The 25876-nt window shown below is 64.8% G+C and carries 23 protein-coding genes; 14 read left to right on the top strand and 9 right to left on the bottom strand.

What is annotated here, in order from left to right:
- Positions 1-299 precede the first annotated feature (299 nt).
- The 4 genes from VEC01_RS01315 (at position 300) to VEC01_RS01300 (ending at position 6089) form a co-directional block, all read left to right on the top strand.
- The gene (locus VEC01_RS01315) at positions 300-2339 is read left to right on the top strand and encodes a TonB-dependent receptor (protein ID WP_324897980.1); all 2040 of its coding nucleotides are present in this window, start codon (positions 300-302) and stop codon (positions 2337-2339) included.
- Positions 2339-2884, top strand: a complete 546-nt coding sequence (locus VEC01_RS01310) for a YfiR family protein (RefSeq protein ID WP_324897978.1) — start codon at positions 2339-2341, stop codon at positions 2882-2884. Before VEC01_RS01315 ends, VEC01_RS01310 begins: the two co-directional genes overlap by 1 nt.
- Positions 2881-4776 (top strand): putative bifunctional diguanylate cyclase/phosphodiesterase, encoded by a 1896-nt coding sequence (locus VEC01_RS01305; protein ID WP_324897976.1) that lies wholly within the window; start codon positions 2881-2883, stop codon positions 4774-4776. Before VEC01_RS01310 ends, VEC01_RS01305 begins: the two co-directional genes overlap by 4 nt.
- A gap of 167 nt (positions 4777-4943) precedes the next feature.
- Complete coding sequence (locus VEC01_RS01300) at positions 4944-6089, top strand: GNAT family N-acetyltransferase (protein WP_324897974.1); 1146 nt, start codon at positions 4944-4946, stop codon at positions 6087-6089.
- 84 nt (positions 6090-6173) lie between these two features.
- On the opposite strand, the gene VEC01_RS01295 is transcribed toward VEC01_RS01300, so the two are convergent.
- Together VEC01_RS01295 and VEC01_RS01290 are read right to left on the bottom strand one after the other, a co-directional pair.
- A complete protein-coding gene (locus VEC01_RS01295; protein ID WP_324897972.1) occupies positions 6174-6359 on the bottom strand; it encodes a hypothetical protein in 186 nt (61 codons plus the stop codon).
- A gap of 122 nt (positions 6360-6481) precedes the next feature.
- A complete protein-coding gene (locus tag VEC01_RS01290; RefSeq protein WP_324897970.1) occupies positions 6482-7117 on the bottom strand; it encodes a TetR/AcrR family transcriptional regulator in 636 nt (211 codons plus the stop codon).
- A 132-nt stretch (positions 7118-7249) separates the two neighbouring features.
- Between VEC01_RS01290 and VEC01_RS01285 the strand changes: the two genes are divergently transcribed.
- Entirely contained in the window at positions 7250-8434 is a 1185-nt protein-coding gene (locus VEC01_RS01285; protein WP_324897968.1) for a lipid-transfer protein, read from the top strand.
- A gap of 23 nt (positions 8435-8457) precedes the next feature.
- Positions 8458-9600: an acyl-CoA dehydrogenase family protein gene (locus VEC01_RS01280; protein ID WP_324897966.1), complete on the top strand. Its 1143-nt coding sequence runs from the start codon at positions 8458-8460 to the stop codon at positions 9598-9600.
- On the opposite strand, the gene VEC01_RS01275 is transcribed toward VEC01_RS01280, so the two are convergent.
- Positions 9581-11233 carry a methyl-accepting chemotaxis protein gene (locus VEC01_RS01275; protein ID WP_324897965.1) on the bottom strand — a complete coding sequence of 551 codons (1653 nt, stop codon included), beginning with the start codon at positions 11231-11233 and terminating at the stop codon, positions 9581-9583. The genes VEC01_RS01280 and VEC01_RS01275 overlap by 20 nt on opposite strands.
- Positions 11234-11431: 198 nt before the next feature.
- Here VEC01_RS01275 and VEC01_RS01270 point away from each other — a divergent pair, with 198 nt between their 5' ends.
- Complete coding sequence (locus tag VEC01_RS01270; protein ID WP_324897963.1) at positions 11432-11614, top strand: hypothetical protein; 183 nt, start codon at positions 11432-11434, stop codon at positions 11612-11614.
- A 2-nt stretch (positions 11615-11616) separates the two neighbouring features.
- Here VEC01_RS01270 and VEC01_RS01265 read toward each other — a convergent pair whose 3' ends face one another.
- The 6 genes from VEC01_RS01265 to VEC01_RS01240 all read right to left on the bottom strand — a co-directional run bounded on the left by VEC01_RS01265 (position 11617) and on the right by VEC01_RS01240 (position 19150).
- Positions 11617-12936 (bottom strand): TolC family outer membrane protein, encoded by a 1320-nt coding sequence (locus VEC01_RS01265; protein WP_324897961.1) that lies wholly within the window; start codon positions 12934-12936, stop codon positions 11617-11619.
- Positions 12937-12972: 36 nt separating this feature from the next.
- Positions 12973-13296: a rhodanese-like domain-containing protein gene (locus tag VEC01_RS01260; protein WP_324897959.1), complete on the bottom strand. Its 324-nt coding sequence runs from the start codon at positions 13294-13296 to the stop codon at positions 12973-12975.
- A gap of 9 nt (positions 13297-13305) precedes the next feature.
- On the bottom strand, positions 13306-13968 hold the full coding sequence (locus VEC01_RS01255) for a protein-L-isoaspartate O-methyltransferase (RefSeq protein WP_324897958.1): 663 nt from the start codon (positions 13966-13968) through the stop codon (positions 13306-13308).
- A 42-nt stretch (positions 13969-14010) separates the two neighbouring features.
- Positions 14011-17235: an efflux RND transporter permease subunit gene (locus tag VEC01_RS01250; protein WP_324897956.1), complete on the bottom strand. Its 3225-nt coding sequence runs from the start codon at positions 17233-17235 to the stop codon at positions 14011-14013.
- Positions 17236-17302: 67 nt separating this feature from the next.
- Positions 17303-18472 (bottom strand): efflux RND transporter periplasmic adaptor subunit, encoded by a 1170-nt coding sequence (locus VEC01_RS01245; RefSeq protein ID WP_324897954.1) that lies wholly within the window; start codon positions 18470-18472, stop codon positions 17303-17305.
- A gap of 12 nt (positions 18473-18484) precedes the next feature.
- On the bottom strand, positions 18485-19150 hold the full coding sequence (locus VEC01_RS01240) for a TetR/AcrR family transcriptional regulator (RefSeq protein ID WP_324897952.1): 666 nt from the start codon (positions 19148-19150) through the stop codon (positions 18485-18487).
- Between the two features lie 197 nt (positions 19151-19347).
- Here VEC01_RS01240 and VEC01_RS01235 point away from each other — a divergent pair, with 197 nt between their 5' ends.
- The 7 genes from VEC01_RS01235 to VEC01_RS01205 form a co-directional block, all read left to right on the top strand.
- Positions 19348-20928: an HlyD family secretion protein gene (locus VEC01_RS01235; protein ID WP_324897950.1), complete on the top strand. Its 1581-nt coding sequence runs from the start codon at positions 19348-19350 to the stop codon at positions 20926-20928.
- Entirely contained in the window at positions 20928-21665 is a 738-nt protein-coding gene (locus VEC01_RS01230) for an ABC transporter ATP-binding protein (RefSeq protein WP_324897948.1), read from the top strand. Before VEC01_RS01235 ends, VEC01_RS01230 begins: the two co-directional genes overlap by 1 nt.
- Entirely contained in the window at positions 21662-22894 is a 1233-nt protein-coding gene (locus VEC01_RS01225; protein ID WP_324897946.1) for an ABC transporter permease, read from the top strand. The genes VEC01_RS01230 and VEC01_RS01225 overlap by 4 nt, the downstream gene beginning before the upstream one ends.
- Positions 22887-23147, top strand: coding sequence for a YkgJ family cysteine cluster protein (locus VEC01_RS01220; protein WP_324897944.1), 261 nt, complete (start codon positions 22887-22889; stop codon positions 23145-23147). The genes VEC01_RS01225 and VEC01_RS01220 overlap by 8 nt, the downstream gene beginning before the upstream one ends.
- 94 nt (positions 23148-23241) lie before the next feature.
- Positions 23242-23709, top strand: coding sequence for a DUF1439 domain-containing protein (locus VEC01_RS01215; RefSeq protein WP_324897942.1), 468 nt, complete (start codon positions 23242-23244; stop codon positions 23707-23709).
- Between the two features lie 76 nt (positions 23710-23785).
- On the top strand, positions 23786-24616 hold the full coding sequence (locus VEC01_RS01210) for an undecaprenyl-diphosphate phosphatase (RefSeq protein ID WP_324897940.1): 831 nt from the start codon (positions 23786-23788) through the stop codon (positions 24614-24616).
- Between the two features lie 25 nt (positions 24617-24641).
- Positions 24642-25876: RecQ family ATP-dependent DNA helicase (locus VEC01_RS01205; RefSeq protein WP_324897938.1), on the top strand; the 1235-nt coding region annotated here is incomplete at its 3' end.

Genomic DNA, 25876 nt, shown 5'->3' with positions numbered 1-25876 from the left:
AAGGCCGGGCGCAGGGATGGGGCGCGCTTCGCCGCCGGCTTGCGGCGGTCATCGATGCAAAACGGCCAAGCTATTTTATAGATATCCTGCAAAGTCTGTTATCGGCGCCGAAAAGTGAGCAAAGTGTCACTAGAGTGTGGGGGCCATGCAAATATCGCATGCAATTCCATAGAGAAGTTATCCTACCGAAGGGCAAGCCTCAGGTAGAATGTTGACATAAATCATCTTTCGCTTCGCTAACCCACCGTCCCATGCTTCTTCGCGGCATGCGATCGCTTTGTCGAGCAAGGGTGCCGAACATGCCGAAACATTTCGTTTCCCGCTCCTCTCGCTCCTCTCGCTCCTCCGGCCGGCGCGCCGGGCGCCTTGCCCGCCTTCTTGTCCTGGGTACGGCGCTGTCAAGCCAGGCGGCATACGCCGACGATCCGCAGGTCGATCTTGCCGCATTGCCGATCGAGCAGCTGCTTTCCCTCGAAGTCTATAGCGCATCGCGCTTCGTGCAGAAACTGAGCGAGGCGCCATCGGCCGTATCGGTTGTGACCGCCGCCGACATCAAGGCATTCGGCTGGCGCACCTTGTCCGACATCCTGCGCAGCATGCGCGGCCTGTACGTCAGCAACGACCGCAATTACAGCTACCTGGGCGCGCGCGGCTTCCTGCGTCCCGGCGACTACAACACCCGCTTCCTGCTGCTGGTGGACGGCAACCGCAACAACGACGCCGTGTTCGACCAGGCAGCGACCGGCACCGAGTTCATGCTTGACGTCGACCTGATCGAGCGGGTCGAATTCGTTCCCGGCCCGGGCTCCTCAATCTACGGCGCGAATGCCTTTTTCGGCGTCGTCAACATCATCACCCGTCGCGGCCGCGACATGGACGGCGCGCAGGCATCGGTCGAGGTTGGCAGCGACGGCATGCGTAAGGCACGCGCGAGCTACGGCCTGCGCGATGACGGCGGCGCCGAGGTGCTGCTCGCCGCGAGCCGCTACCGGCGCGACGGCGCCGACCTGTATTTTCCCGAGTTCGATTCCCCCGCCACCGGCAATGGCGTCGCGCGCAGGCTGGATCATGACCGCAGCGACAGCGTGTTCATGAAAGGCAGCCTCGGCCCGTTCAGCCTGTCCGTCGCCCACAGCGAGCGGTCGAAAGGGGTTCCGACGGCGTCTTTCAGCCAGGTATTCAATGATCCGCGCTCCCGGACGATCGACGCGCACACCTTCGTCGACGCCGGCTACCGGCTGCAGCTGGCCGCCGACACCGAATTCAGTTCAAGGCTGCACTGGGGGCGGTATGAATACCAGGGCGATTACGTGTACGACCTGCCGCCGCTGATCGTCAATCGCGATGTCGCGAATGCGCACTGGTGGGGCGCGGAAGCCAAGCTGGTCACCACGCGCCACGCCGGGCACAAGCTGGTGATGGGCGTGGAGCACCAGAACGACTACCGGCGCGAACAGATCAACTTCGACATCGACCCGTTCCAGCCGCTTCTAAACGACCGGCGCGCCGGCCGCCGCACCGGCATCTACCTGCAGGACGAATACACCTTGCGCCCGGACGTCCTGTTCAATGCCGGCGGGCGCTACGACCACGATTCCGCGACTGGCCAGCATCAGTTCAACCCGCGCCTGGCGCTGATCTGGAAGGCGACGCCGGCGACGACATTAAAGGCGCTCTACGGCACCGCATTCCGCGCGCCGAATGCCTACGAGCTGTATTACGACCTGCCGGGCGCCGGCGGACAGAAGGCCAACCCGTCCCTGAAGGCCGAGCGCATCCGGACACAGGAACTGAGCGCCGAACACCACCTGTCCCCCAATACGCGCGTCACTGCTTCGCTGTTCCGCAATACCGTGTCGGATCTGATCACGCAGACGGAGGATCCGGCCGACGGCCTGCTCGTTTTCCGGAACCTGAACCGCGCCGTGGCGCACGGGACGGAGGTCGAACTGGAAAAGGCATGGAGCGGCGGCGCAGTGCTGCGCACCGGCTACAGCTGGCAGAAGGCGCGCGGCGCCGGCGGTGGTGACCTCGTCAATTCGCCGCGGCATCTGGCCAAGTTCAACCTGTCGGCGCCCTTGCTCCGCACCGGGTGGCGGGCCGGCGCCGAAGCGCAGTATGTCGGGCGGCGCCTGACGCTGCGCGGCGAAACCGCCGGCTACTGGCTCGCCAACCTGACGCTGTCGGCGCTACGCCTGGCGCCCGGGCTGGAGTTGTCTGCCAGCGTGTACAACCTGTTCGACCGGCGCTACGCCGACCCGGGCGCCGAGGAGCATGCGCAGGATGCGATCCGGCAGGACGGCCGCACCTGGCGCCTCAAGCTTTCCTACTCATTCTGATGCCGTTATCCGCCCTTGCCCTGTCGCGCAGCTTGCTCCGCCTTTCGCAGGCGCTGCTCCTGCTGTTGCCGCCGGCGGCGACCGCGCAACCGGTCCCCGAGTACGAGCTGAAGGCGGCATTCGTGTACAACTTCGCGCTGTTTACCGACTGGCCGGCGGATACCGCCTACGACGGCGGAACCCTCAACATCTGCGTCAATCCGTCCAGCGCGCTGCGCCTGCCGCTCGCGGGTCTCGGCGACAAGCCGGTCAAGGGAAGGCGGGTCGCGGTTCGTGCGTTCTCCGGGGTCGAGAGCCTGCGCCTTTGCCACGTGCTGTTCATCGACGGCAGCGACCGCGAACGCTGGGGACAGATAAAGAAAGGTTTGGGAGGCGTGAGCGTGCTGACGGTGTCCGACGACGACCAGATCATCCACGACGGCAGCGTGATCGGTTTGACGATGGAGAACAACCGGATCGTGTTCGACGTCGACACGCGCGCGGCCAGGCAGGCGCGGCTGGTCCTCAGCTCCAAGCTGCTGCGCCTGGCGAGGACAGTGCAATGAACATGCTGCATTTACCCCGCCCGCCGCGACTGGGCCGCTGGATGGACCTGGCCAACCTGGCGACCGCCGGCGCCGCGTTGCTGGTCGCGAGCGTGCTGCTGATCCTGTTCCAGTACATATCGCTGCGCAGCGCCCTGCTGGAAGACGTCAATGTTCAGGCGCGCATTGTTGCTGAGAACAGTGCCGCGGCGCTGCTCTTCCATGATGCCAAGGCAAGCAACGAGACGCTGGCGGTGCTTGCCGGCGCCACCAGCATCGAGGCGGCCGGCATCTACACCGCCGAGCGCAAGCTGCTGGCATCGTTCCGCCGCGACGGCGTTTCGCTGGCGCCGCCGCTGCCGGAGCTGCTGGCGGAGGGGCACCGTTTCGGCTTGAACCGGCTTGAAGTGGTGCGCCGGGTGGAAATGGACGGCCGCGAGATCGGGCTGGTCGTCGTGCGCGCCGGACTCGAACAGCTGTACACGCGCCTGGTCGGCTACGCCGGCCTGACTATGGTTATCGCAATGGGCTCGCTCGCGGTCGCCTACCTGCTGGTGGCCCGCATGCGCCGCGTGGTCAAGAACGCGGAAGCGCACCTCGATTACCTCGCGCACATCGATCCGGTGACCAGCCTGCCAAACCGCCATGCGTTCAACGAGCGCCTGGCCACCGCGATCGCCAAGGTCGACCAGTTCGGCGGCTGCGTCGGGCTGTTGCTGCTCGACCTGGACAACTTCAAGATCGTCAACGACACGCTGGGCCATCACAGCGGCGACACGCTGCTGCAGCTGGTGGCGCGCCGGCTGATGGAATGCCTGCGCAGCGGCGACGTCATCTGCCGCATCGGCGGCGACGAATTTGCGATCATTCTCGAATCCGACGCGGCGCGCGACGGCGCTACCGTGGCCGACAAGGTGCTCGCCGTGCTGGCCGCGCCGTTCGACATCGATGTTCATGAGATCTATGTGACGGCGAGCGTGGGCATCAGCGTCTATCCGGACGACGCCGGCGACCTCGAGACGCTCACCCGCAACGCCGACACCGCGATGTACCAGGCCAAGGGCAAGGGCAAGAACGCGTGGGAGCAGTTCCATCCCGAGCTCGATCAGCGTGTGCAAAAGCGCATGTCGCTGGAAACCAGCCTGCGCAAGGCGCTGGAACGCGACGAGCTGCTGCTGTATTACCAGCCGAAGGTCGACCTGCGTGACGGCAGAGTCGCCGGATTGGAAGCGCTGCTGCGCTGGAAGCATCCCGAGCTCGGCCTGGTCAGTCCGGTCGAGTTCATTCCGATCGCCGAAGACAGCGGCCTGATCGTGCCGATCGGCCGATGGGTGCTGCGCAGCGCCTGCCGCCAGATCGCGGCCTGGCGCGACGCCGGCCTCGGCATGGTGCAAGTGTCGGTCAACCTGTCGGCGCGGCAGACGCGCGATCCGCACCTGGTACACGACATCATCAATGCGCTGCGCGATACGGGGGTGCCGGCGGGCCAGCTGGAGCTCGAGATCACCGAAACCGTTCTGATGGATAACGTCAACGCGAACGTCGACCTGCTGCGCCGGCTGCAGGCCGAAGGCATCCGCCTGTCAATCGACGACTTCGGTACCGGCTATTCGTCGATGGCTTACCTGAAGCGCTTCCCGATCGACCAGCTGAAGATCGACCGCACCTTCGTGCGCGACATTCCCGGGGACGGCGACGACGAAGCGATCACCACCGCCATCATCGCGATGGCACACAGCCTCGGGCTGTCGGTAGTGGCGGAGGGTGTCGAAACCGAAGCACAGTTGAACTTCCTGCGCAATGCCGACTGCGACCTGATGCAGGGCTATTATTTCGCCGAGCCGCGCCCGGCCGAGCAGGTCGCGGCGTTCCTGAATCGCCGCGCGGTGTTGCTGGACGTCTCTGCGACCTGATCTCCCTCAAGCGGGTGGCATTGCGTCATTCCTGCAAACGGTGACGCTACGCATCCCTGTTGGCCGAGCACAAGGATCGTATCGAATGCATCGCGTGGCGCAAAGCGCAAATGATAAGGTGAAGGCCATGCCCGCAACGGGTGTCACCCTCATCATTTGCGAAGGAAATGAACGAACACAGTCCATCCGCAACGATGCTCGCGACTCGGGCGCCAGCGCCAGTCGCGGCCGCCGGCGAAGTTGCCGTTGCCTGCTACGACAATGAGCTGCCGCCCTTCCTGGAGGCGCAGTTGCAGCACCTCTACGGCAATATCCATTCGACGCTGGCGCATTTGCGCATTTACGGCGGCTTGTCCGAGGTCTCCCATGTCTATGTCGCGCGCCGTGCCGACCGCGTGACTGCCGCGCTCCTGTTTTGCCATTCCGGGAATACGGTGAGGGTGATCAATGAAGGCATGCTGCTCGATGCCGATGCGGTCAGCCGCTTTGCCGCCTTCGTGTTCGCGCGCTGGCCTTCGGTTGGCGCAATCCGCTTTCGCGCGGTCCAGTCCGCGATAGAGGCGATCGGCTATCCATTCCAGCAGTATGCGTCGACGGCCAACATCGTACTGCCGCTGCCTGCGACCGCCGGGGAATATGTCGCCAGCCTGGGCAAGAACATGCGGCGCAACCTGCGCCGCTACATGGACAGGCTGAAGCGGGATTTTCCGGAGGTCCGCTACGAGATATCGGAAAGGGCGGCGGTGAACGAGGCGCAGCTGCGCGCCATCATCGAGCTCAACCGGGTGCGCGTCGCCGGCAAGAACCTGCGCTACGGCCTGGAAGACGAGGTGGACAAGGTCATCGCACTGGCGCGGGAATGCGGCATGGTCGGCGCAATGACGATCGACGGGCGGGTCATTGCCGGCGCGATCGGCTATTTCGCCGGATCGAATTACTTCTTCAAGGTGATCGCGCATGATCCGGCCTACAACGATTACTCGGCAGGTATCCTGTGCTGCTACCAGACGATCTGCGCCTGCATCGCGCGCGGCTGCCGGGAGTACAACTTCATGTGGAACGAGTATGAGTACAAGTTCGCGCTGGGCGCGCATTCGCGCAGCCTGCACGATGTGGTCGTGTACCGTTCGCGGCAGCGCGTACTTCTGAGTGCGCCGCTCGCATTGCGTACCGCTGCCGCCGGCTGGCGCTACCGGGCGTCCGCGCTGCTCGAAAAGGCGGGGAAGCCGGAGAGCCTGGCGCCCGCCGAGCGGTTCGCGCTGCGGATTCTCGACGGCCTGCGCAACGCGAAGCGATTGCTGGCGCGGCGCTGACAGCTCAGGGATTGCGGTCCGCGTTCAGCGTGCCGTCGACGTGCAGGGGTAATGCCGCCTCGCGCGCCGCAAACGGCTTGACGCTCAATCCTGCTTGCTTGCGTCGTTGCCGCCGCGATCGTCCTGCTGCGCGCCGTCGCCAGGGGGGAGCTGCTGCCGCCGGCGGTCCGGCGTGTCACGCGCGACCGCGCGGCGCTCCGCCATCCTGCGCTCACGGAATTGGTTCAGGTCGTGGCTTGCCTGTTCGAAAAGCGTCTCCGGTTTGCTCATTTTTTTCCCCCACTCTGTTGACGAACAAAGTTTCCAGTAGGTATTAGCCAGTGTAGGCTGCCATGCCTGTTCCGGTTTGACGCGGAGCAATACTTTGTGCGGATTTCTGCCGGTGCCGGCTCTCAGGGTTGCATTGCCAGCCGCAGCACGGCCTTGCGCGCCGCGCTTTCCAGGCCGTCCAGCTCCGGCCGGCCCGGGCGGTTGCGCACGCGGAACAGCATCAAGCCCTCGATCTGGGCGACGATCAGCGCCGCGCGCACCGCATACTCCTCTTCCGGTATCTCGGGCGACAGTCCCTGTATGAGCTTGTGGATCGCCTTGCGTTCACGCGACTGCATGCGTTCCATCAAGGTGGAGGCGAAGGTGTTGCGGGTGGCCAGTGCCCAGAATTCGAAGAACATGCCGCGGATGACCGGGTTGCCAAGCTCTTCCAGGAACATGTCCACCGTCGCGATGAACTGTTCCACCCGCGACGCCCCCGGCATTGCGGCGGCGATGCCGTCAATCTTCTGCTGGAACTGGTTCAGCGAATCGAGCAGCAGCGCTTCGACCAGCATGTCCTTGCTCTTGTAGTAGTGCTGCACATTGGACAGGCTGACGCCGACCTGCGTCGCCACCCGGCGCATCGACAGCCCGCCGTAGCCTTCCGCCGCGAAGATCTCGCGCGCCGCCTGCAGGATGTCGTTGGCGCGCGCATAGCCTTTCTCCGTCGTGCTCGACGTCTTGCGCTTCAACGAGGTTTTGAGGACGGGGGACATGGAAGGCCGGGAATTGATGGGCGGGAATTATCGCACGCGATTGACAACAAAATCGGTTCGCTTATATTCTTCATGTTTTAGGTCATGTGACCTATAAAAGCAATATCCACATTCGCCATCTTGGAGCATGCGATGAGCCGTAAAGTCTTTGTATCGGGCGTCGGGATGATCCCGTTCGCCAAGCCGGGGGCAAGCGCTTCCTACGACCAGATGGGCGCCGCCGCCGCCCGGCTGGCGCTGTCGGACGCCGGCATCGCCTATGACGACATCCAGCAGGCCTATGCCGGCTATGTGTATGGCGACTCGACCAGCGGGCAGAAGGCGGTCTACCAGCTCGGCATGAGCGGCATCCCGATCGTCAACGTGAACAACAACTGCTCCACCGGTTCCACCGCGCTGTTCCTGGCGCGCCAGGCGATTGCCAGCGGCGCCGCCGACTGCGTGCTGGCGCTCGGTTTCGAGCAGATGAGCCCGGGCGCGCTCGGCTCGGTGTTCAAGGACCGGCCCACGCCCTTCGATGCTTTCGACGCGATCACCGACGAGCTGGTCGGCATGCCGGAGATCCCGCTGGCGCTGCGCTATTTCGGCGGCGCCGGCCAGAGCCACATGAAGAAATACGGGACGAAGCTGGAAACCTTTGCGAAGATCCGCGCCAAGGCCAGCCGCCACGCGGCGAACAATCCGCTGGCGCTGTTCCGCCAGGTGGTGACGGCCGACGACGTGATGAACGCGCCGATGATCTGGCCGGGCGTGATGACGCGCCTGATGGCCTGCCCGCCGACCTGCGGCGCGGCGGCGGCGGTACTGGTGTCGGAGCGTTTCGCCAGGGAGAAGGGACTCGACACCCGCGTGCACATCGCGGCGCAGGCGATGACGACCGACCGGCCGGGCACCTTCGAATCGGGCGACATGATGCGCGTGGTCGGCTTCGACATGGCCAGGGAGGCCGCCGCGAAGGTGTACGAGGAAAGCGGCATCGGCCCGGACGAGCTCGACGTGGTCGAGCTGCACGACTGCTTCGCGCAGAACGAGCTGATCACCTATGAAGCGCTCGGCCTGTGCCCCGAGGGCGGCGCCGAGAAATTCGTCGAGGACGGCGACAACAGCTACGGCGGCAAGGTGGTGACCAATCCGTCCGGCGGCCTGCTGTCGAAAGGCCACCCGCTCGGCGCCACCGGCCTGGCCCAGTGCTACGAACTGACCCACCAGCTGCGCGGCACCGCCGAAACGCGCCAGGTGCAGGGCGCGCGCGTCGGACTGCAGCACAACCTCGGCCTGGGCGGCGCCTGCGTGGTGACCATGTACCGGGCAGGTTGAAGAACAACAAGGAGGAGACAACCATGCAATACCAATCGCCGTGGATGAACCCGGAACTGGAAGGCTTTCGCGACGCCGTGCGGCGCTTCGTCGAATCGGAGATCGTTCCGCACCAGGAAGAATGGCGCAGGCAGCAGCATGTCGACCGCGAGATCTGGCGCAAGGGCGGCGAGATGGGCATCCTGCTGGCCGACATCGCGGAGGAATACGGCGGTTCGGGCGGTAACTTCGCGCACCAGTGCATCGTGTTCGAGGAGCTCGCTTATGCCGGCGATACCGCCTTTGGCCTGCACGTGCATGCGATCGTCGCGCACTACCTGCTCAACCAGGGCACCGAAGAGCAGAAGCGGAAATACCTGCCGAAGCTGGCCAGCGGCGAGATGATCGCCGCCATCGCGATGTCGGAGCCGGGCGCCGGATCCGACCTGAAAGGAATCCGCACCACTGCAGTGCGCGACGGCGACGGCTACCTGATGAACGGCTCGAAGATCTTCATCTCCAACGGCTACATGGCCGACCTGATCCTGGTGGTGGCCAAGACCGAGCCGGAAGCCGGCGCCAAGGGCGTGTCGCTGATGCTGCTGGAAACCCGGAACGCGCAGGGTTTCCGCGTCGGCCGCATCCTGGAAAAAATCGGGCAGAAGGGACAGGATACCTGCGAACTCTTCTTCGACAATGTGCGCCTGCCGCGCGACAGCGTGCTCGGCGGCGTGGAAGGCAGGGGCTTCGCGCAGCTGATGAACGAGTTGCCGTACGAGCGCACCATCATCGGCGTGTCCGGCGTGGCGTCGATCGAGCGCGCGGTGCGCATGACCATCGAGTACACGCGCGAGCGCAAGGCCTTCGGCCAGCCGCTGATCGAGATGCAGAACACCCGCTTTGCGCTGGCCGAGGCGAAGACCGAAGCCACCGTCGCGCGCACCTTCATCGACCGCTGCATCCTCGACATGATCGAAGGGCGCATGGACACGGTGCAGGCGTCGATGGCGAAATACTGGATCTCCGACCTGCAGTGCAAGGTCATCGACAACTGCCTGCAGCTGTTCGGCGGCTACGGCTACATGCTCGAGTATCCGATCGCGCAGATGTACGCCGATGCGCGCGTGCAGCGGATCTACGGCGGCGCGAACGAAATCATGAAGGAAATCATCGCCCGTTCCCTATAGCCTTCTGCTGGCGGCGCGGCGCGGCCAGCGTTGCCGGGCGCGATGGATTCAGCTTCAGCGGCGCGGCGGCCGCATGCGCTGCGCGCGTGCCGCCGTTGATCAGCCTGAAGGAGCCCACCAGCTGCGTCTGCTTGACCGCCTGCTCGCGCAGCGTCTCGGCCGCCGCCGCCGACTGCTCCACCAGCGCCGCGTTCTGCTGCGTAATTTCGTCCATCTGCGTAATCGCCATGTTCACCTGCTCGATGCCCGCGCTCTGCTCGCGGCTGGCGGCGGTGATCTCGTTCATGATGTCGGTCACGTGGCGCACCGCGGAAACGATCTCTTCCATCGTCTTGCCGGCGTCGTCCACCAGCTGACTGCCGGATTCGACCTGCTCCACCGAGTCGCTGATCAGCTGCTTGATTTCCTTGGCAGCCCCCGCGGAACGCTGGGCGAGATTGCGCACTTCCGAGGCGACGACGGCGAAGCCGCGGCCCTGTTCGCCGGCACGCGCCGCTTCCACCGCCGCATTGAGCGCGAGAATGTTGGTCTGGAACGCGATGCCGTCGATCACGCCGATGATGTCGGAAATCTTGCGCGAGCTATCGCGGATCGACGCCATGGTCGCCACCACCTTGCCCACGGCTTCGCCGCCCTTGACCGCGATTCCCGATGTCGAAATCACCAACTGGTTCGCCTCGTGCGCATTGTCGGCGTTCTGCTTGACGGTCGACGTCAGTTCTTCCATCGACGATGCCGTCTCTTCCAGCGAGCTGGCCTGCGATTCGGTGCGCGCCGAAAGGTCGGAATTGCCCGCCGCGATTTCCTGCGAACCCTTGTTCACCAGATCCGTCGCTTCCTTGATCTGGCCGACCAGCAGCTTGACGTTGGTCTGCAGGATGCGGACCGCCTGCAGCACGCGGGCGAGTTCATCGTCGCCGTCGCTGTGGATCCTGCCGCTGAGGTCGCCGCTGCTCATGCGGTCGATGTCGCGGCGTGCGTTTTCCAGCCGCAGCACGATATCGCGGTAAAGGAAGAAACCCGCCAGCAGCGACAGCACGAAGCCGACGCCGGCGGTGATGTGAGACCAGCCGTCAGGCAGCACGGCGCAGGCGCCGAGCAGCGTCGCCAGCACGCCGAACACGACTGCCATCTTTGCTTTCAGCGACAGGCTCTTGCGCAGGCTCAGGCGCGACAGCAGCGAAACCGGGACAGCCTGTCCGTCACGCACCTCGAGCTTCTTGCTGCCGGAACGGATTTCCTTGTAGGCCGCTTCCGCCGCGGCGACCTGCTCGCGGCTGGGCTTGATGCGGATGGAGGTGTAGCCGGAAATCCTGCCGTCCTCGAGCAGCGGCGCGGCATGCGCCTCGACCCAGTAGTGGTTGCCATTCTTGCAGCGGTTCTTCACCAGGCCGGTCCATGCCTTGCCGGCCTGGATTGCGCGCCACATGTCTTCAAAGGCTTCGGGCGGCATGTCGGGATGGCGCACGATGTTCTGCGGCGCGCCGATCAATTCCTCCTCGGCGAAGCCGCTGATATTGATGAAGTCCTGGTTGATGTAGGTGATGCGGCCTTTGAGGTCGGTCTTGGACACGATGGTTTCGGTGTCCTTGAGGACGTATTCGATTCCGGTCACGGGCAGGTTGGTGCGCATGCGGAGCTCCTTGGTCAGTAACTGCGTTGGATTAATTCGGAATAATTTGATCCAAAGCAAATTACAAGCCAGAAAATTGTGGCCAGTTTATTTCCATGCAGCAATTTCAATCAGTGCAAGACCTGTCCGCGGGAAAAGCCGGGAGCTACCCGACGAGCCAGGCAGTATGCGGGCCGGCGCGGTTTTTCAGGAAGCGGGATGGCAGAGGAAGGGAAAAGTATTGTTAAAAGAGATGCGCCAGGAATTCCCATATTTGGAATTCCCATTCTTGATTCTGATCAAGTTATTCGAATTTCTTCAACTGGCGAAATTGACATGTCGGCCCAAAAAAGGGAGGCAAGAGGTGGCGAAACGGTTCCTGCACCGTTTCGCCCGGCCTGATCTTACTGTTGCAGAAGGGCGTTGACCGTTGCCAGGTCTTCTTCCTTCAGGATGCCGGCCGCCGACTTCAGGCGCAGGCCATTGACGATGGTTTCATAGCGCGCCCTGGACAGGTCGCGCCGGGTGGAGAACAGCTGCTGTTGCGCGTTCAGCACGTCGATGTTGATCCGAACGCCTACCTGGTAGCCCAGGCGGTTGGACTCGAGCGCCGACTGGCTCGACAACTCCGCCGCCTCCAGCGCGCGGATCTGGGCCAGGCCGGCGTTGACGCCGAGGAAGGCCTGGCGGGCGCCCTGGGCAGCCGTGCGCCGCGCGTTTTCCAGGTCGGAGCGGGTCTTGTCTTCCAGCGCGATCGCCTCGCGCACCCGGCTGTCGATCGCAAAGCCGGCGAAGATCGGCACGCTCCACTGCACGCCTATCGTGGTGTTGTCCGACACGCTGCCCGTCGGGCTGGTTGCGCTGCCGGTCTGGTTGCTGTGGCCGCGGCTGGCGACCAGGTCGACCGTCGGGTAATGGCCGGCGCGGTTCTTCCTGATTTCGCGCTGTGCGATCTCGAGCGCAAGCTGTTGGCCGAGCACGCCGTAGTTCTGCTGTTCGGCGCTTTGCACCCAGGCGTCGACGTTTGCCGGCTCCGGCGTTGTCAGCTTGAGGCCCGGGCGCAGGGTGGCGAGCGCACCGGCTGGCTTGCCGATGATCTGCTGCAGCGCGCTGCGCTTGATTTCGAGGTCATTCTGCGCGGCGAACTCCTGCGCCACCGCGAGATCGTAGCGCGCCTGCGCTTCATGGGTGTCAGTAATGGTCGCGGTGCCGACTTCGAAGTTGCGCTTGGCCGACGCCAGCTGCTCGGTGATCGCCGCCTTCTGCGCCTGCACCGTCGCCAGCGCATCCTGCGACGCCAGCACGTCGAAATAGGCCGCCGCCACCCGCACGATCAGGTCCTGCTGCACCTGCGCGAACTGCGCTTCGCTGGCCGCGACCGCCAGCCGGCCCTGCTGGTACTGCTCCCAGTTCGCCAGGCGGAACAGAGGCTGCGACAGCGACACGGTATAGCCGCGGGAACTGAAATCGCGGCCCGCCGTGATGCCGCCCGCGGTGCTTTCCAGGTCGGAGCGGTTGTAGCTGCCGCCCACGCCGATGGTCGGCAGCAATCCGGCCCGCGCCTGCGTCGACCTTTCCTGTCCGGCGGCCAGCTGCGCGCGCGCGCTGGCGTAGGGGGCGTCGTTGGCGAGCGCTTCCCGATAGACCTGCATCAGGTCGATCGCAAACGCATTCAACGACAGGACACTGCCGGCAAGCAGGGTGGCGATAACGGATTTCCGCATTCAATTCTCCGGTGGCGGGTAGCTGTAAAAATGTCTTCAGTAGGTCGGCATCGCGTTGTCGACCTGCAGCGCCCAGGCATGGACACCGCCGGTCAGGTTGGTCACTTGCGTGAAGCCGTTGCGTTCAAGGAAAGTCGCGACCGACATGCTGCGCGCGCCATGGTGGCAGATGCAGACTATCGGTGCGTCCTCGTCCAGTTCCGTCAGGCGCGCCGGCACCGAGTTCATCGGCATCGGCAGCGCGCCGTCGATATGGCAGGTCTGGAATTCCCACGGCTCGCGCACGTCAAGCAGCACCGGCTTTTGCCGCGTGTCGTCGCCAAGCCAGGCCGCCAGTTCCGGTGCTGTGATGGTTTGCATGGTTCCTCGTCAGAATACGAAATGGGACGGCGCCTTTGCTTCGCGCAGCGGCTTGACGTCGGTTTCAAAGACCTTGACCGTGTTGTACGCGTTGTCGGACACGCGGGTGATCACCTGCGCCGACATCACCGGCGGTACGCCGACGATCGCGAAGATGCGGCCGCCGACCTTCACCTGCTTCAGGAAGGCGTCGGGCAGCACAGGCAGCGAACCGGAGATCACGATCACGTCGTACGGCGCCTCGGTGCCGCTGTTGGCCCAGCCCTGCGCGCCGTTGCCGAGCACCACGTCGACATTGGTCACGCCGTTGTTGGCCAGGTTCTTCTGCGCCATTTCCTTGATCTCCGGGTCGATCTCGACGGTGGTCACGTGGCGCGCCCTGTGCGCCAGCAGCGCCGCCATGTAGCCGGAACCGGCGCCGATCTCGAGCACGCTCTCGTGCTTCTTGACGGCGACTTCCTGCATGATGCGCGCTTCGAGCTTCGGCGTGAACATGTACTCGCCGTTCGGCAGCGGGATATGGGTGTCCATGAACGCGAGGTTCCGGTATGCGGCCGGAACGAAGGCTTCGCGCTTGACCACCAGCAGCAGGTCGAGGATTTCCGGGTCCAGGACTTCCCACGGGCGGATCTGCTGCTCAATCATGTTGAAACGGGCTTTTTCGATATTCATTTCGGCACTCGACAGGGTTAAGGGAACAAACCCGTCATTTTATCAAAGGGGATCCTCGTTTTTGCTCTGCGGAACCATGATCGCCGGCGCGCCTTGATACGGATCAGGCGCCTTGTTGCCCCATTTGCGACGGGCCCATGCTGCAAAATCGTCAAGATAGGTATAGATCACCGGCACCACCACCAGGGTCAGGATTGACGAGGTGATAATGCCGCCGATGACCGCCTGGCCCATCGGCGCGCGCTGCTCCGAACCCTCGCCCATGCCGAATGCGAGCGGCACCATGCCGAACACCATCGCCAGCGTCGTCATCAGGATCGGCCGCAGGCGCACGCGGGCCGCTTCCAGCAGCGCGGCGGTGCGCGCCAGGCCTTCCCTGCGCGCCTGGTTGGCGAAGTCCACCAGCAGGATCGCGTTCTTGGTTACCAGGCCCATCAGCATCACGAAGCCGATGATGGAAAACAGGTTGAGCGTCGAGCGGAAGAACATCAGCGCCAGGAACACGCCGATCAGCGTCAGCGGCAGCGAGGACATGATCGCCAGCGGCTGCAGGAAGCTGGCGAACTGCGAGGCCAGGATCATGTAGATGAAGATGACCGCCAGCGCCAGCGCCGACATCGCGTAGCCGAAGGATTCCTGCATGTTCTTGGTCGAGCCGCCCATCTGGTAGCGGTAGCCCGGCTGCCAGCTCATGCTGTCGAGCACCTTCTTCACGTCCGCGCTCACCTCGCCGGCCGAGCGGCCGATCACGTTGGCCGACAGTTCCACTTCGCGGTTCAGGTCGCGCCGGTTGATCTGGTTGGCGCCGGTGGACGGCTTGATGGTGGCAACCTGGCGCAGCGGCACCATTTTCGGCGTGCCGTCCGGATTCTGCTGCGAGCTGGTCAGCATCAGGCGCGACAGGTCGTCGACGTTGTTGCGGTCGCCCGGGGCCAGGCGCACCTGCACGTCGTAGTTCTCCTCGTCCGGCGCGCGCCAGGTGGTGGCCGCTTCGCCGGCCAGCAGCGGGCGCAGCGCGCCGCCGATCTGCGCCACGCCGACGCCGAGGTCGGCGCCGATGTCGCGCTTGGGTTCCACCGCGATCGTCGGCTTTTCCGCCTTCAGGCTGGAATCGAGGTCGACCAGGCCCGGAATCTCGCGCATCCGGCGCATCGCCTCATCGGTGATGCGCGCCAGTTCCTTCAGGTCGGTGCCCTGCAGGCTCAGCCGCAGCTGCTTGTTGTCGCCGCCGACGCCATCCAGCGAGCCGATATGGGTGACGGTGATGCCGGCGACCTGGCGCAGGCGGTCGCGCAGCGGCACGGCCAGCTGCGCGGTGCTGCGCGTGCGCTCGGCGCGCGGCACCAGGCGCACATAGCTGGTCACGTAGTTCTTGCCCTGCGCGGCGCCGGTGTTGATCGTGGTATAGATGTCGCGCACTTCCGGGAATTCGCGCAGCACCGCTTCCACCTGGCGCGCCTTCGACTCGGTAAAGTCGAGCGAGGAACCGACCGGGGTGTAGAAGTTGACGCCGGTTTCGGAATAGTCCGGCTGCGGCACGAATTCGGTGCCGACCAGGCCGGCCATCGGGATTGCGCAGCCGGCGAAGAAGGTCGCAACCGCGATCCCCAGCGTCTTGCCGCGGTGCTTCAGCGACCACTCCAGCATCACCTGGTAGGTGCGCGAGAGCCAGTCGACGAAGCGTTCGAACTGGTGCAGCACGCGGCCGATCGTCCGGTCGTACAGGCTCTTGCGCGCGTGCTTCTCGCCGTGCGCGTCCGGGTCGGGCCAGATCGAGGACAGCATGGGGTCGAGCGTAAACGACACGAACATCGAGATCAGCACCGCCGCCGTCACCGTCACGCCGAACTGGTGGAAGAAGCGGCCGATGATGCCGCCCATGAAGCCCACCGGCAGGAACACCGCGACGATCGAGAAGGTGGTGGCCAGCACCGCCAGCCCGATTTCCTGCGTGCCTTCCAGCGACGCCGTCTTGTGGTCCTTGAACTTGCCGTTCACCTTCATGCCGGCGTGGCGCACGATATTCTCGCGCACCACGATCGCATCGTCGATCAGAAGGCCCACGCACAGCGACAGCGCCATCAGCGTGATCATGTTGATCGTGAAGCCGAATATGTACATGAACAGGAAGGTGCCGATCAGCGCCACCGGCAGCGTCAGGCCGGTGATCACCGTCGAGCGCCAGGAGTTGAGGAACAGGAACACGATCAGCACGGTCAGCACCGCGCCTTCGATCATCGTGCGGCGCACGTTTTCCACGCCGACGCGGATCTGGCGCGAACTGTCCTGGATGATGTCGACCTTCACGCCGGGGTAGAGCGCCTGCAGCCGCGGCTCGAGTTCCTTCAGCGCCTCCTTCAGGCCGTCCGCCACGTCGATGGTGTTCTGGCCCTGCGCCTTCTGGATGCCGAGCGCAAGCGTGCGCTTGCCGTTGTACAGCGCCAGGCTTTCCTGTTCTTCCTGGCCGTCGACCACGGTGGCGACCTGCGACAGCAGCACCGGCTGGCCGCCGCGCCGCGCGACGATGACGCGGCCGAAGTCCTGCGGGTTGCGCACCTTGCCCTGGATCTGCACCACCTTTTCGTCCGACGCGGAGCGGATCGCGCCCGACGGCAGTTCCATGTTCTCGTTGCGCAGCGCGTTGATCACCTGGTCGATGCCGATGCCCAGCGCCTCCATCTCGCCCGGCTTCACATAGATATGGATTTCCCGCTTGACGCCGCCCACCAGCGCCACCGAGCCGACGCCGCGCACGTTCTCCAGCCGCTTCTTGATCACCTGGTCGGCGATCGTGGTCAGGTCGCGCATGTCGCGCTGCTTCACGTTCGGGTCGTTGGTGATCGATACCGCCACGATCGGCCGGTCGGCCGGGTCATAGCGCATCACCCGCGGTTCCTTGACTTCCCTGCGGAACACGGTCTTCACCATCGCCACCTTTTCCCGCACGTCCTGCGCCGCCTGCGCCGGGTCGATCGTCAGGTCGAACTCGATGATCACCACCGAGCTGCCCTCGTAGGAGCGGGAAAACAGATTCTTGATGCCGTTGATGGTGTTGACCGACTCTTCCACCTTGCGCGTGATGTCGGATTCGATCGTCTCGGGCGACGCGCCCGGATAATCGGTCTGCACCACCACCACCGGGAAGGTGACGTCGGGAAATTGGTCGACGCGCAGGCGCTGGTAGGAAAACAGGCCGAGCACCACGAACGCGACCATCATCATGGTTGCAAGAACGGGATTGCCGATGCTGATGCGGGTAAACCACATGGTTGTTTTCCTCAGCGCCCGGGCGCTTGTGATGGGCCAAATGCCTGTTGAAACCTTGTCTTGCCTGTCACTGGGCAGCGGTGCCGGCGGCCGCTGCGGCGGCGGGCGCCGCGGCTTGCGCAAATTTCACCTGGGTGCCCGGCCGCAGCGTGCCGAGATTGGTCCTGACGATCTGCGTGCCGCTTTCCAGTCCCTGCACGATTTCCACCGCCGGCCCGTCGCCGTCGTCACCGCGCATGCCGAGCGTCACCGGCTTTTGCGCCAGCTTGCCGTTTTCGATCGCATACACGAACGTCCTGCCGGCCTCGGTCTGGATCGCGGTCTGCGGCACGCTGAGCACGCCTGCCTTCTTCGCGATCGTCAGCTGCACTTCGCCAAACATGCCCACGCGCAGCAGCCCCTGCGGGTTGTCGATCTTGATATAGACCATGATGGAGCGCGAACCGGCCTGGGTCGCCGGATTGATGCGCGCCACCGTGCCGGCCAAAGGCCCGGCCAGGCCTTCCACCTTCACCTGGACTTCCTGTCCGAGCGCGACATGCGAAATCTCGCCGGCAGGCACGGCCGCCTCGAGTTCCATCTGGCCGAGGTTGACCACGTCGAGCAGGCGGTTGTCGGGCGATACCTTTTCACCCGGCTGCACATTGCGAGCGCTGACGAGGCCGGCGATCGGCGCATGGATCACGGTGTCGGCGAGCGCCTTGTTCGCCACGTCGAGCGCGCCCCTGGCCGATTCCACATTGGCGCGCGCGATGTCGTACTGGCTGGAGGCGTTGTCGTACGCGGTTTTCGAGATGAAGCCTTTATCCAGCAGCGCCTTGTTGTTGTCGCGCGTCTTGGTGGCGATTTCCAGCTGGCCGCGGGCCGCCTGCAGCGCGCCCTTGGCCTGGTCGACCCGTGCCAGGTAGTCGCTGCTGTCCATCCTGACGAGCACCTGGCCTGCCTTCACCGCTTCGCCTTCGCGCGCCAGCACCTCGCGCACCTCGCCGCCGACCTTGGCCTTCACGCTCGCCTGGTTGACCGCGCGCAGCGAACCGGTGAGCGGCATGAGCTGGCGCAAGTCGCGCGCGGCCGCATGCGTGACGTCGGAGGGCAGGAATTCCATGACCGCCGGCGCCTGGCCGGCATTCTGGGGCGCCGCCGGTGCGGCATTCTTCTTTTTCAGCATGGCGCCGGCAACGCCGGCGGCAAGCAGCAGGGCGACGAGAATGATCCAGAAGGAGCGGCGTTTGAACATGGCGGGGTCCGGTCAGCGGGAAGGGGGAGGGGCGCCGGCGGAACCGGCCGGCTCCGCCAGTACGCCGTGCAGGAACAGTTCGACGAAACTGTTCAGGTACTCTTCGGCGGCAATCGGCTCCGGGCGGCAGCTGCTGAAGGAGTGTTTCCACATCATCAGCATGATCATCGGCGCGCAGATCACGTGTGTGGCCTGCCGGATATCCATCGGCCGGAATTCACCCTGCGCCACGCCGCGCTCCAGCATCCGGGCGATCATTGCGTCGCCGCGCCGGATCACCTCGTCGTGGTAGAACTGCGCGACTTCCGGAAAATTGCTCGATTCGGCCATCATCAGCTTGGTGATGCCGGACAGCTTGGTATTGCCGATGCGTTCCCACCAGCCCAGCACCAGTTCGCGGAACAGCTCGGCGGTCGAGCCCGAATAGCTTTCCAGGATGCCTTCGGCCTCGCCCAGCACCGGAACCACGTTTTCGCGCACCACCGCCTTGAACAATTCTTCCTTGTTCGTGAAATACAGGTACAGTGTGCCCTTGGAAACCCCGGCCCGCGCCGCCACATCGTCCAAGCGGGTCGCCGCATAACCGCGCTCCACGAACAGATCGAGGGCGGCGGCAAGCAATTCCTGGGGGCGGGCATCCTTGCGGCGTTCCCAGCGTTTTTTTAGCGGACAATTCATGATGGACGGACGGAACCAAGTAACTTACTTACGAGTCAGTAATATAAGCGTCATTTTGGCGACCGTCAAGCAAGGATACCTTTCCATCGAATGCCACGCATCCAGACAGACACTGTTACATAACGAAAAAAAACAGTCCCGGATCGCCGGTAGAATCGGCGCGAGAATCGCCTAGAAACGCACTTCCTGAACGTCTTATGAAATTGCAAAGAAAATGGTGGGCCTGGCTCGCCCTCGCAGCCATCCTGGTCGCCGCCGGCTATGGCGGCTGGCGCTGGCAGCAGAAGAATGCCGCGCCCGAATACAAGATGGGCAAGGTGGAAAAGGGGAGCATCGTGGCCAGCGTCTCCGCTTCCGGCACGCTCAATCCCGTGGTCCAGGTGCAGATCGGCTCCCAGGTCTCGGGGCAGCTGAAGGAAGTGCTGGTGGATTTCAACAGTGATGTGAAGCAGGGCCAGCTGATTGCGCGCATCGATCCGCAGACCTTCGAGACCCGGGTGCAGCAGGCGCAGGCGGATGTGGACGCGGCCCGCGCACAGGTGATGACGCAGCAGGCGAACATCGCCGCGCAGCGCGCCGCGCTGGCCAAGGCGGAAGTCGACCTGGCCGAAGCCAGGCGCGACCTCGACCGCAAGCAGCAGCTGGTGGAAAAGGGCTTCATTTCCGGCGCCGAGCGCGACAAGGCGCAGGCGGCCTACAATTCGGCGCTCGAGCAGGTCAACACCGCGAAGGCGCAGACCGGCGTCGGCACGGCCGGCCTGCGCAACGCAGAAGCGGTCGTCAAGCAGCGCGAAGCGGCGCTGGCGCAGGCGAAGATCGACCTCGGCCGCACCGAAATCCGGGCGCCGGTCAACGGCGTCGTCATCAAGCGCAGCGTCGAGCGCGGCCAGACCGTGGCCGCCAGCCTGCAGGCGCCGGAACTCTTCATCATTGCGGAAAATCTGACCGACATGCAGGTCGAGGCATCGATTGACGAATCCGAGATCGGCCGCATCCGCAGCGGGCAGAAGGCGACCTTCACCGTCGACGCCTTCCCGGGGCGTAACTATGAAGGCACCGTCAAGCAGATCCGCAAGGCGGCGCAGAACGTTTCCAACGTCGTGACCTATACCGTCGTCATCAGCACCGCCAATCCCAATCGCGAACTGTTGCCTGGAATGACGGCCAATGTGCGCGTCGTCACCGATACCCGCAACGACGTGCTCAAGGTGCTCAATGCCGCGCTGCGCTTCCGCCCGGCCGGCGCCGCCTCCCTCGCCGCCCCCGCCGCCGAGAAACAGGCGGCGCCGGCGGATGCGCCTTCCGCCGGCGGCCCCGGCGCTCAGCTGCGCGCAATGCGCGAGCGCCTGGAGAAGGAATTGGCGCTGGACGACAGCCAGAAGGCAAAGCTCGACGCGATCTACGGCGGCATGCGCGAAAAGTTCACGGCCTTGCGCGATGCGCCGGAAGGCGAGCGCCAGAAGCTGGCCGAGCGCAACCGCGCCGAGCTGCGCGCGCAGGTGATGGACATGCTGAATCCGGAACAGAAGAAAAAGTACGAGCAGATCGTCGCCGAGAGCGGGGACCGGCGTGCCGGCGGCGCACGCGGGCGCATCTACGTGCTCGACGAGGCAAGGAAGCCGAAGCCGGTCGACGTGCGCCTCGGACTGTCCGACGGCACCATGACCGAGGTGATCTCGCCGGATGTGACAGAAGGCATGGAAGTGATTACCGGCACCGTGCAGCCGCAGGGCGACGGCGCGCGGCCGCGCGCGCCGGCCGGGCCGAGGATGTTCTGATGCACCTGATCCAGACCGTCGATCTCGCCAAGCAGTATGTCATGGGCAGCAACGTCGTGCACGCGTTGCGCGGCGTGTCGCTGGCGATCGACGAGGGCGAGTTCGTCGCGATCATGGGCGCGTCCGGCTCCGGCAAGTCGACCTTCATGAACCTGATCGGCTGCCTCGATTCGCCGACCGCGGGCGACTATTTCCTCGCCGGCGAAAACGCGGCGGCGATGAGCGCCGACGACCTGGCCGCGGTCCGCAACAGGCGGATCGGCTTCGTGTTCCAGCAGTTCAACCTGCTGCCGCGCACCAGCGCGCTGGAAAACGTCGAGCTGCCCTTGCTGTATGCCGGCATTCCCGCAAGCGAGCGCCGCTCGCGCGCGATGCAGCGGCTGGCCGAGGTCGGGCTGGGCGAACGCTTCGACCACCATCCGGCGCAACTGTCCGGCGGCCAGCAGCAGCGCGTGGCAATCGCGCGCGCGCTGGTGAACAATCCCTCGCTGATCCTGGCCGACGAGCCGACCGGCGCGCTCGACTCGCGCACCAGCATCGACATCATGGCGCTGCTGCAAAAACTCAACCGCGAAGGCATGACCATCGTGATGGTGACCCATGAACACGACGTCGCCGCGTTCGCTTCGCGCATCGTGTCCTTCCGCGACGGCCGCGTGATCTCCGACGAGCCGAACCGGCCGCAGGATGCGCAGGCCGGGCTGGCACGCTTCGACCCCGCGGGAGCAGCGGCATGAACCTGCTCGCCACCTTGCGCATCGCGCTCAATGCGCTGCGCGTCAACAAGCTGCGTTCCATTCTGACCATGCTCGGCATCATCATCGGTGTCGGCGCGGTGATCACCATGGTCGCGGTCGGCGCCGGCGCGCAGCAGCGGGTGGAGGAGCAGATCAAGAGCCTCGGCTCCAATTTGATGATCATCCTGCCGGGGTCCACCACATCGTCCGGCGTGCGGCTGGGCGCCGGCGCGAACCAGAGCCTGACCGACGACGATGCTGCCGCGATCGCGCGCGAAATTCCCGAGGTGCAGGTGGCGGCGCCGTCGAACCGGCGCACCGAGCAGGTGATCGCCAGCGGCGCGAACTGGTCGACCTCGATCTACGGCGTCAACCCCGACTACTTCGAGGCGCGCGACTGGCCGCTGCTGGCAGGCCGCATGTTCGACCAGGCCGAACTGACCGGCAATGCGAAGGTCGCGCTGATCGGCCAGACGGCGGCGAAGCAGCTGTTCGGCGACCTCGATCCGATCGATCAGACGATCCGCATCCGCAAGGTGCCGTTCACCATCATCGGCGTGCTCGACCGCAAGGGGCAGAGCATGATCGGGCAGGACCAGGACGACGTGGTGATGCTGCCACTGAATACTGCGCGCAACCGCCTGTTCGGCAATACCCAGGGCAAGCTGCGCCGGGTCGGCACCATCCAGGTGAAGGTGCGCGAAGGCGCGAGCATGCAGGCGGCCGAAGAGAGCATCCGCGAGCTGCTGCGCCAGCGCCAGCGCACGCAGCAGGGCCAGGAGGATGCGTTCAGCATCCGCAACCTGGCCGAAATCCTGCAGGCGCAGGAGGAATCCTCGCGCATCATGACTTACCTGCTGGCGGCGGTCGCGTCGGTCTCGCTGCTGGTCGGCGGCATCGGCATCATGAACATCATGCTGGTATCCGTGACCGAGCGCACCCGCGAGATCGGCCTGCGCATGGCGGTCGGCGCGCGCGGCCGCGACATCCTCACGCAGTTCCTGGTGGAGGCGGTGACGCTGTCGCTGATCGGCGGCTTCATCGGCATCGTGCTGGGCGTCGCCGGTTCCTGGGCAATCGGCGCCTTGGCCGGATGGACAACCCGGCTGTCGCCGGAATCGATCGTGCTTGCGGTCGGGTTTTCGGCGGCGATCGGTATCTTCTTCGGCTTCTATCCGGCCCGCAAGGCGGCCCGCCTGCTGCCGATCCAGGCGCTGCGTTATGAGTGAGGCAAGCTGCAGGGCGGGATGTGGCTCCTGTTGCATCGCCCCCTCGATTTCTTCCCCGATACCGGGCATGCCGAATGGCAAGCCTGCCGGCGTGCGTTGCGTGCAATTGAACGCAATGAACCAATGCATGATTTTCGGCAAACCGGAACGGCCCGCAGTGTGCCAGAGTCTACAGCCATCGCAGGAGATGTGCGGGGACTCGCGCGAATACGCGCTGCAATACCTGGCACGTCTCGACGCGCTCACGTCCTGACGGAGAATCGATGAATCGGCGGTTTGCTTCCTTTTCACTGGTTGCCTTGGCATTCCTGCTTGCCTCCTGCGCGACCCTGCTCGGGCCGCGCGACGTGGAGGTGCCGCTCGCGCGGCTGCAGGAGGCCGTGTCTCAGCGTTTTCCTTTTAATAACCGCCTGCTGGAGCTTCTCGAGATCCGCCTGACCAATCCGCGCGTCGCGCTCCAGCCGGGCAGCAACCGCATCCTGACAAGCATGGACGCTTCCGTCGCCCCGCCGTTCATGAAGCAGTCCTGGAACGGCAATTTTTCGGTGTCGGGCCAGCTCCGGTTCGATGCGTCGCGCAATGCGCTGGTCCTGTCCGAGCCGCGGGTGGAGACCTTCAACGTGAACGGCTTGGATCCGCTGTATGCAAACCAGATCGGCCGCGTCGGCCGCATTCTCGCCGAGGAGTTGTTGAAAGATATGCCGCTCTATACCTTCCGTCCGGAGGAGCTGCGCTTCGGCGGAGCAGCCTTCAACCCGAGCAAAATCACGACCAGGAGCGACGCTCTCGTGGTAACCTTTGAACCCGCAAGATAGGCTGCCGCTGGCAGCCGCCCCGACCCGCGCGACGCGGGTTTTTTGTTGAACCGCCAACCCACCTGCCCACACCAGAATGGATGTCACGCTCGCGCTCAAGGCGCACATCATGGGAATCGTCGAAGGCCTGACCGAATTCCTGCCGATTTCCTCCACCGGCCACCTGATCCTGGCCGGCAGCCTGCTCGACTTCACCGGCGAAAAGGTGAAGGTGTTCGAGATCGCCATCCAGGCCGGGGCGATGCTCGCGGTCTGCTGGGAATACCGTGCACGGATCGCCAGCGTGCTCGGCGGCCTGACCAGCGACGCGCGCGCGCAACGGTTTGTGCTCAACCTGATCGTCGCCTTCCTGCCCGCCGCGGCGCTCGGTTTCCTGTTCAACAAGGCGATCAAGGCATCCCTGTTCTCACCGGTGCCGGTGGCGCTGGCCTTCATCATCGGCGGCCTGATCATCATCTGGGTCGAACGCCGCAACAAGACCGCGCCGCCGGCGCGGGTCCAGTCGGTGGATGACATGACACTGGCCGACGCGCTGAAGGTCGGCGTCGCGCAGGCGTTCGCGCTGATCCCCGGCACCAGCCGTTCCGGCGCCACCATCATCGGCGGCATGCTGTTCGGACTGTCGCGCAAGGCGGCCACCGAATTCTCGTTCTTCCTCGCGATCCCGACCCTGTTCTCCGCGACCATCTATTCCGTCTACAAGGAGCGCGAGCTGCTGTCGGTGGCCGACCTGCCGTGGTTCGGCGTGGGCGCCGCAGCAGCCTTCGCGTCGGCCTTCCTGTGCGTGCGCTGGCTGCTGCGTTACATCAGCTCGCATGATTTCATGGTGTTTGCGTGGTATCGCATCGTGTTCGGCTTTGTCGTCATCGCCACCGCCTATGGCGGCGTAGTGAACTGGGTCGATTAAGGATCGGGTGAATTAGAATACCCGGATGAGTGATCAATCTGACAACGACCGGGCGCTGCATGTCCTGCAGACCGTCTTCGGCTATCCATCCTTCCGCGGCCAGCAAGCCGAGATCGTGAACCATGTGGCCGGCGGCGGCGACGCGCTGGTGCTGATGCCGACCGGCGGCGGCAAGTCGCTGTGCTACCAGATTCCATCGCTGCTGCGCGACGGCGTCGGCGTGGTGATCTCGCCGCTGATCGCGCTGATGCAGGACCAGGTCGATGCGCTCGCGGAAGTCGGCGTGCGCGCCGCCTTTCTCAATTCGACCCAGTCCTTCGACCAGGCGATGCGCACCGAGCGCGCGGTGCGCAATGGGGAGCTCGACCTGGTGTACGTCGCGCCGGAACGGCTGATGACGCCGCGCTGCCTGGATTTGCTGGACGCGTCGAAGATCGCGCTGTTCGCGATCGACGAGGCGCACTGCGTGTCGCAATGGGGGCACGACTTCCGGCCGGAATACATCCGGCTGTCGGTGCTGCATGAACGCTTCCCGAGCGTGCCGCGCATCGCGCTGACCGCCACCGCCGACCCGCAGACGCGCGCCGAGATCGCGCACCGCCTGAACCTGGACGACGCGTTGCAATTCGTGTCGTCCTTCGACCGGCCCAACATCCGCTACCAGATCGTCGAGAAGGTGAACGGCCGCAAGCAGGTGCTGGACTTCATCCGCGAAGAGCATCCGGGCGATGCCGGCATCGTGTATTGCCTGTCGCGCAAGAAGGTCGAGGAAACCGCCGCTTTCCTGAACGAGCACGGCCTGACCGCCTTGCCTTACCACGCCGGCATGGACCACGCGACGCGCGCGGCGAACCAGTCGCGTTTCCTGCGCGAGGACGGCATCGTGATGGTCGCCACCATCGCCTTCGGCATGGGCATCGACAAGCCGGACGTGCGCTTCGTCGCCCACCTCGACCTGCCCAAGAGCATCGAGGGCTATTACCAGGAAACCGGCCGCGCCGGCCGCGACGGCCTGCCCGCCGATGCCTGGATGGCCTACGGCTTGCAGGATGTGGTGCAGCAGCGCCGCATGATCGACGAATCGGACGCCGACGAGAATTTCAAACGGGTGCAGGGCGCCAAGCTGGATGCGATGCTCGGCCTGTGCGAAACCTCGCAATGCCGGCGCGTGCGCCTGCTCGACTACTTCGGCCAGCCGTCGCAGTCCTGCGGCAATTGCGACATCTGCCTGAACCCGCCGGTGTCGTACGACGGCACGGT

The sequence above is a fragment of the Noviherbaspirillum sp. genome (assembly GCF_035627455.1).
GTDB lineage: Bacteria > Pseudomonadota > Gammaproteobacteria > Burkholderiales > Burkholderiaceae_D > Noviherbaspirillum.
This window is presented reverse-complemented; position numbering and strand designations above follow the sequence as displayed.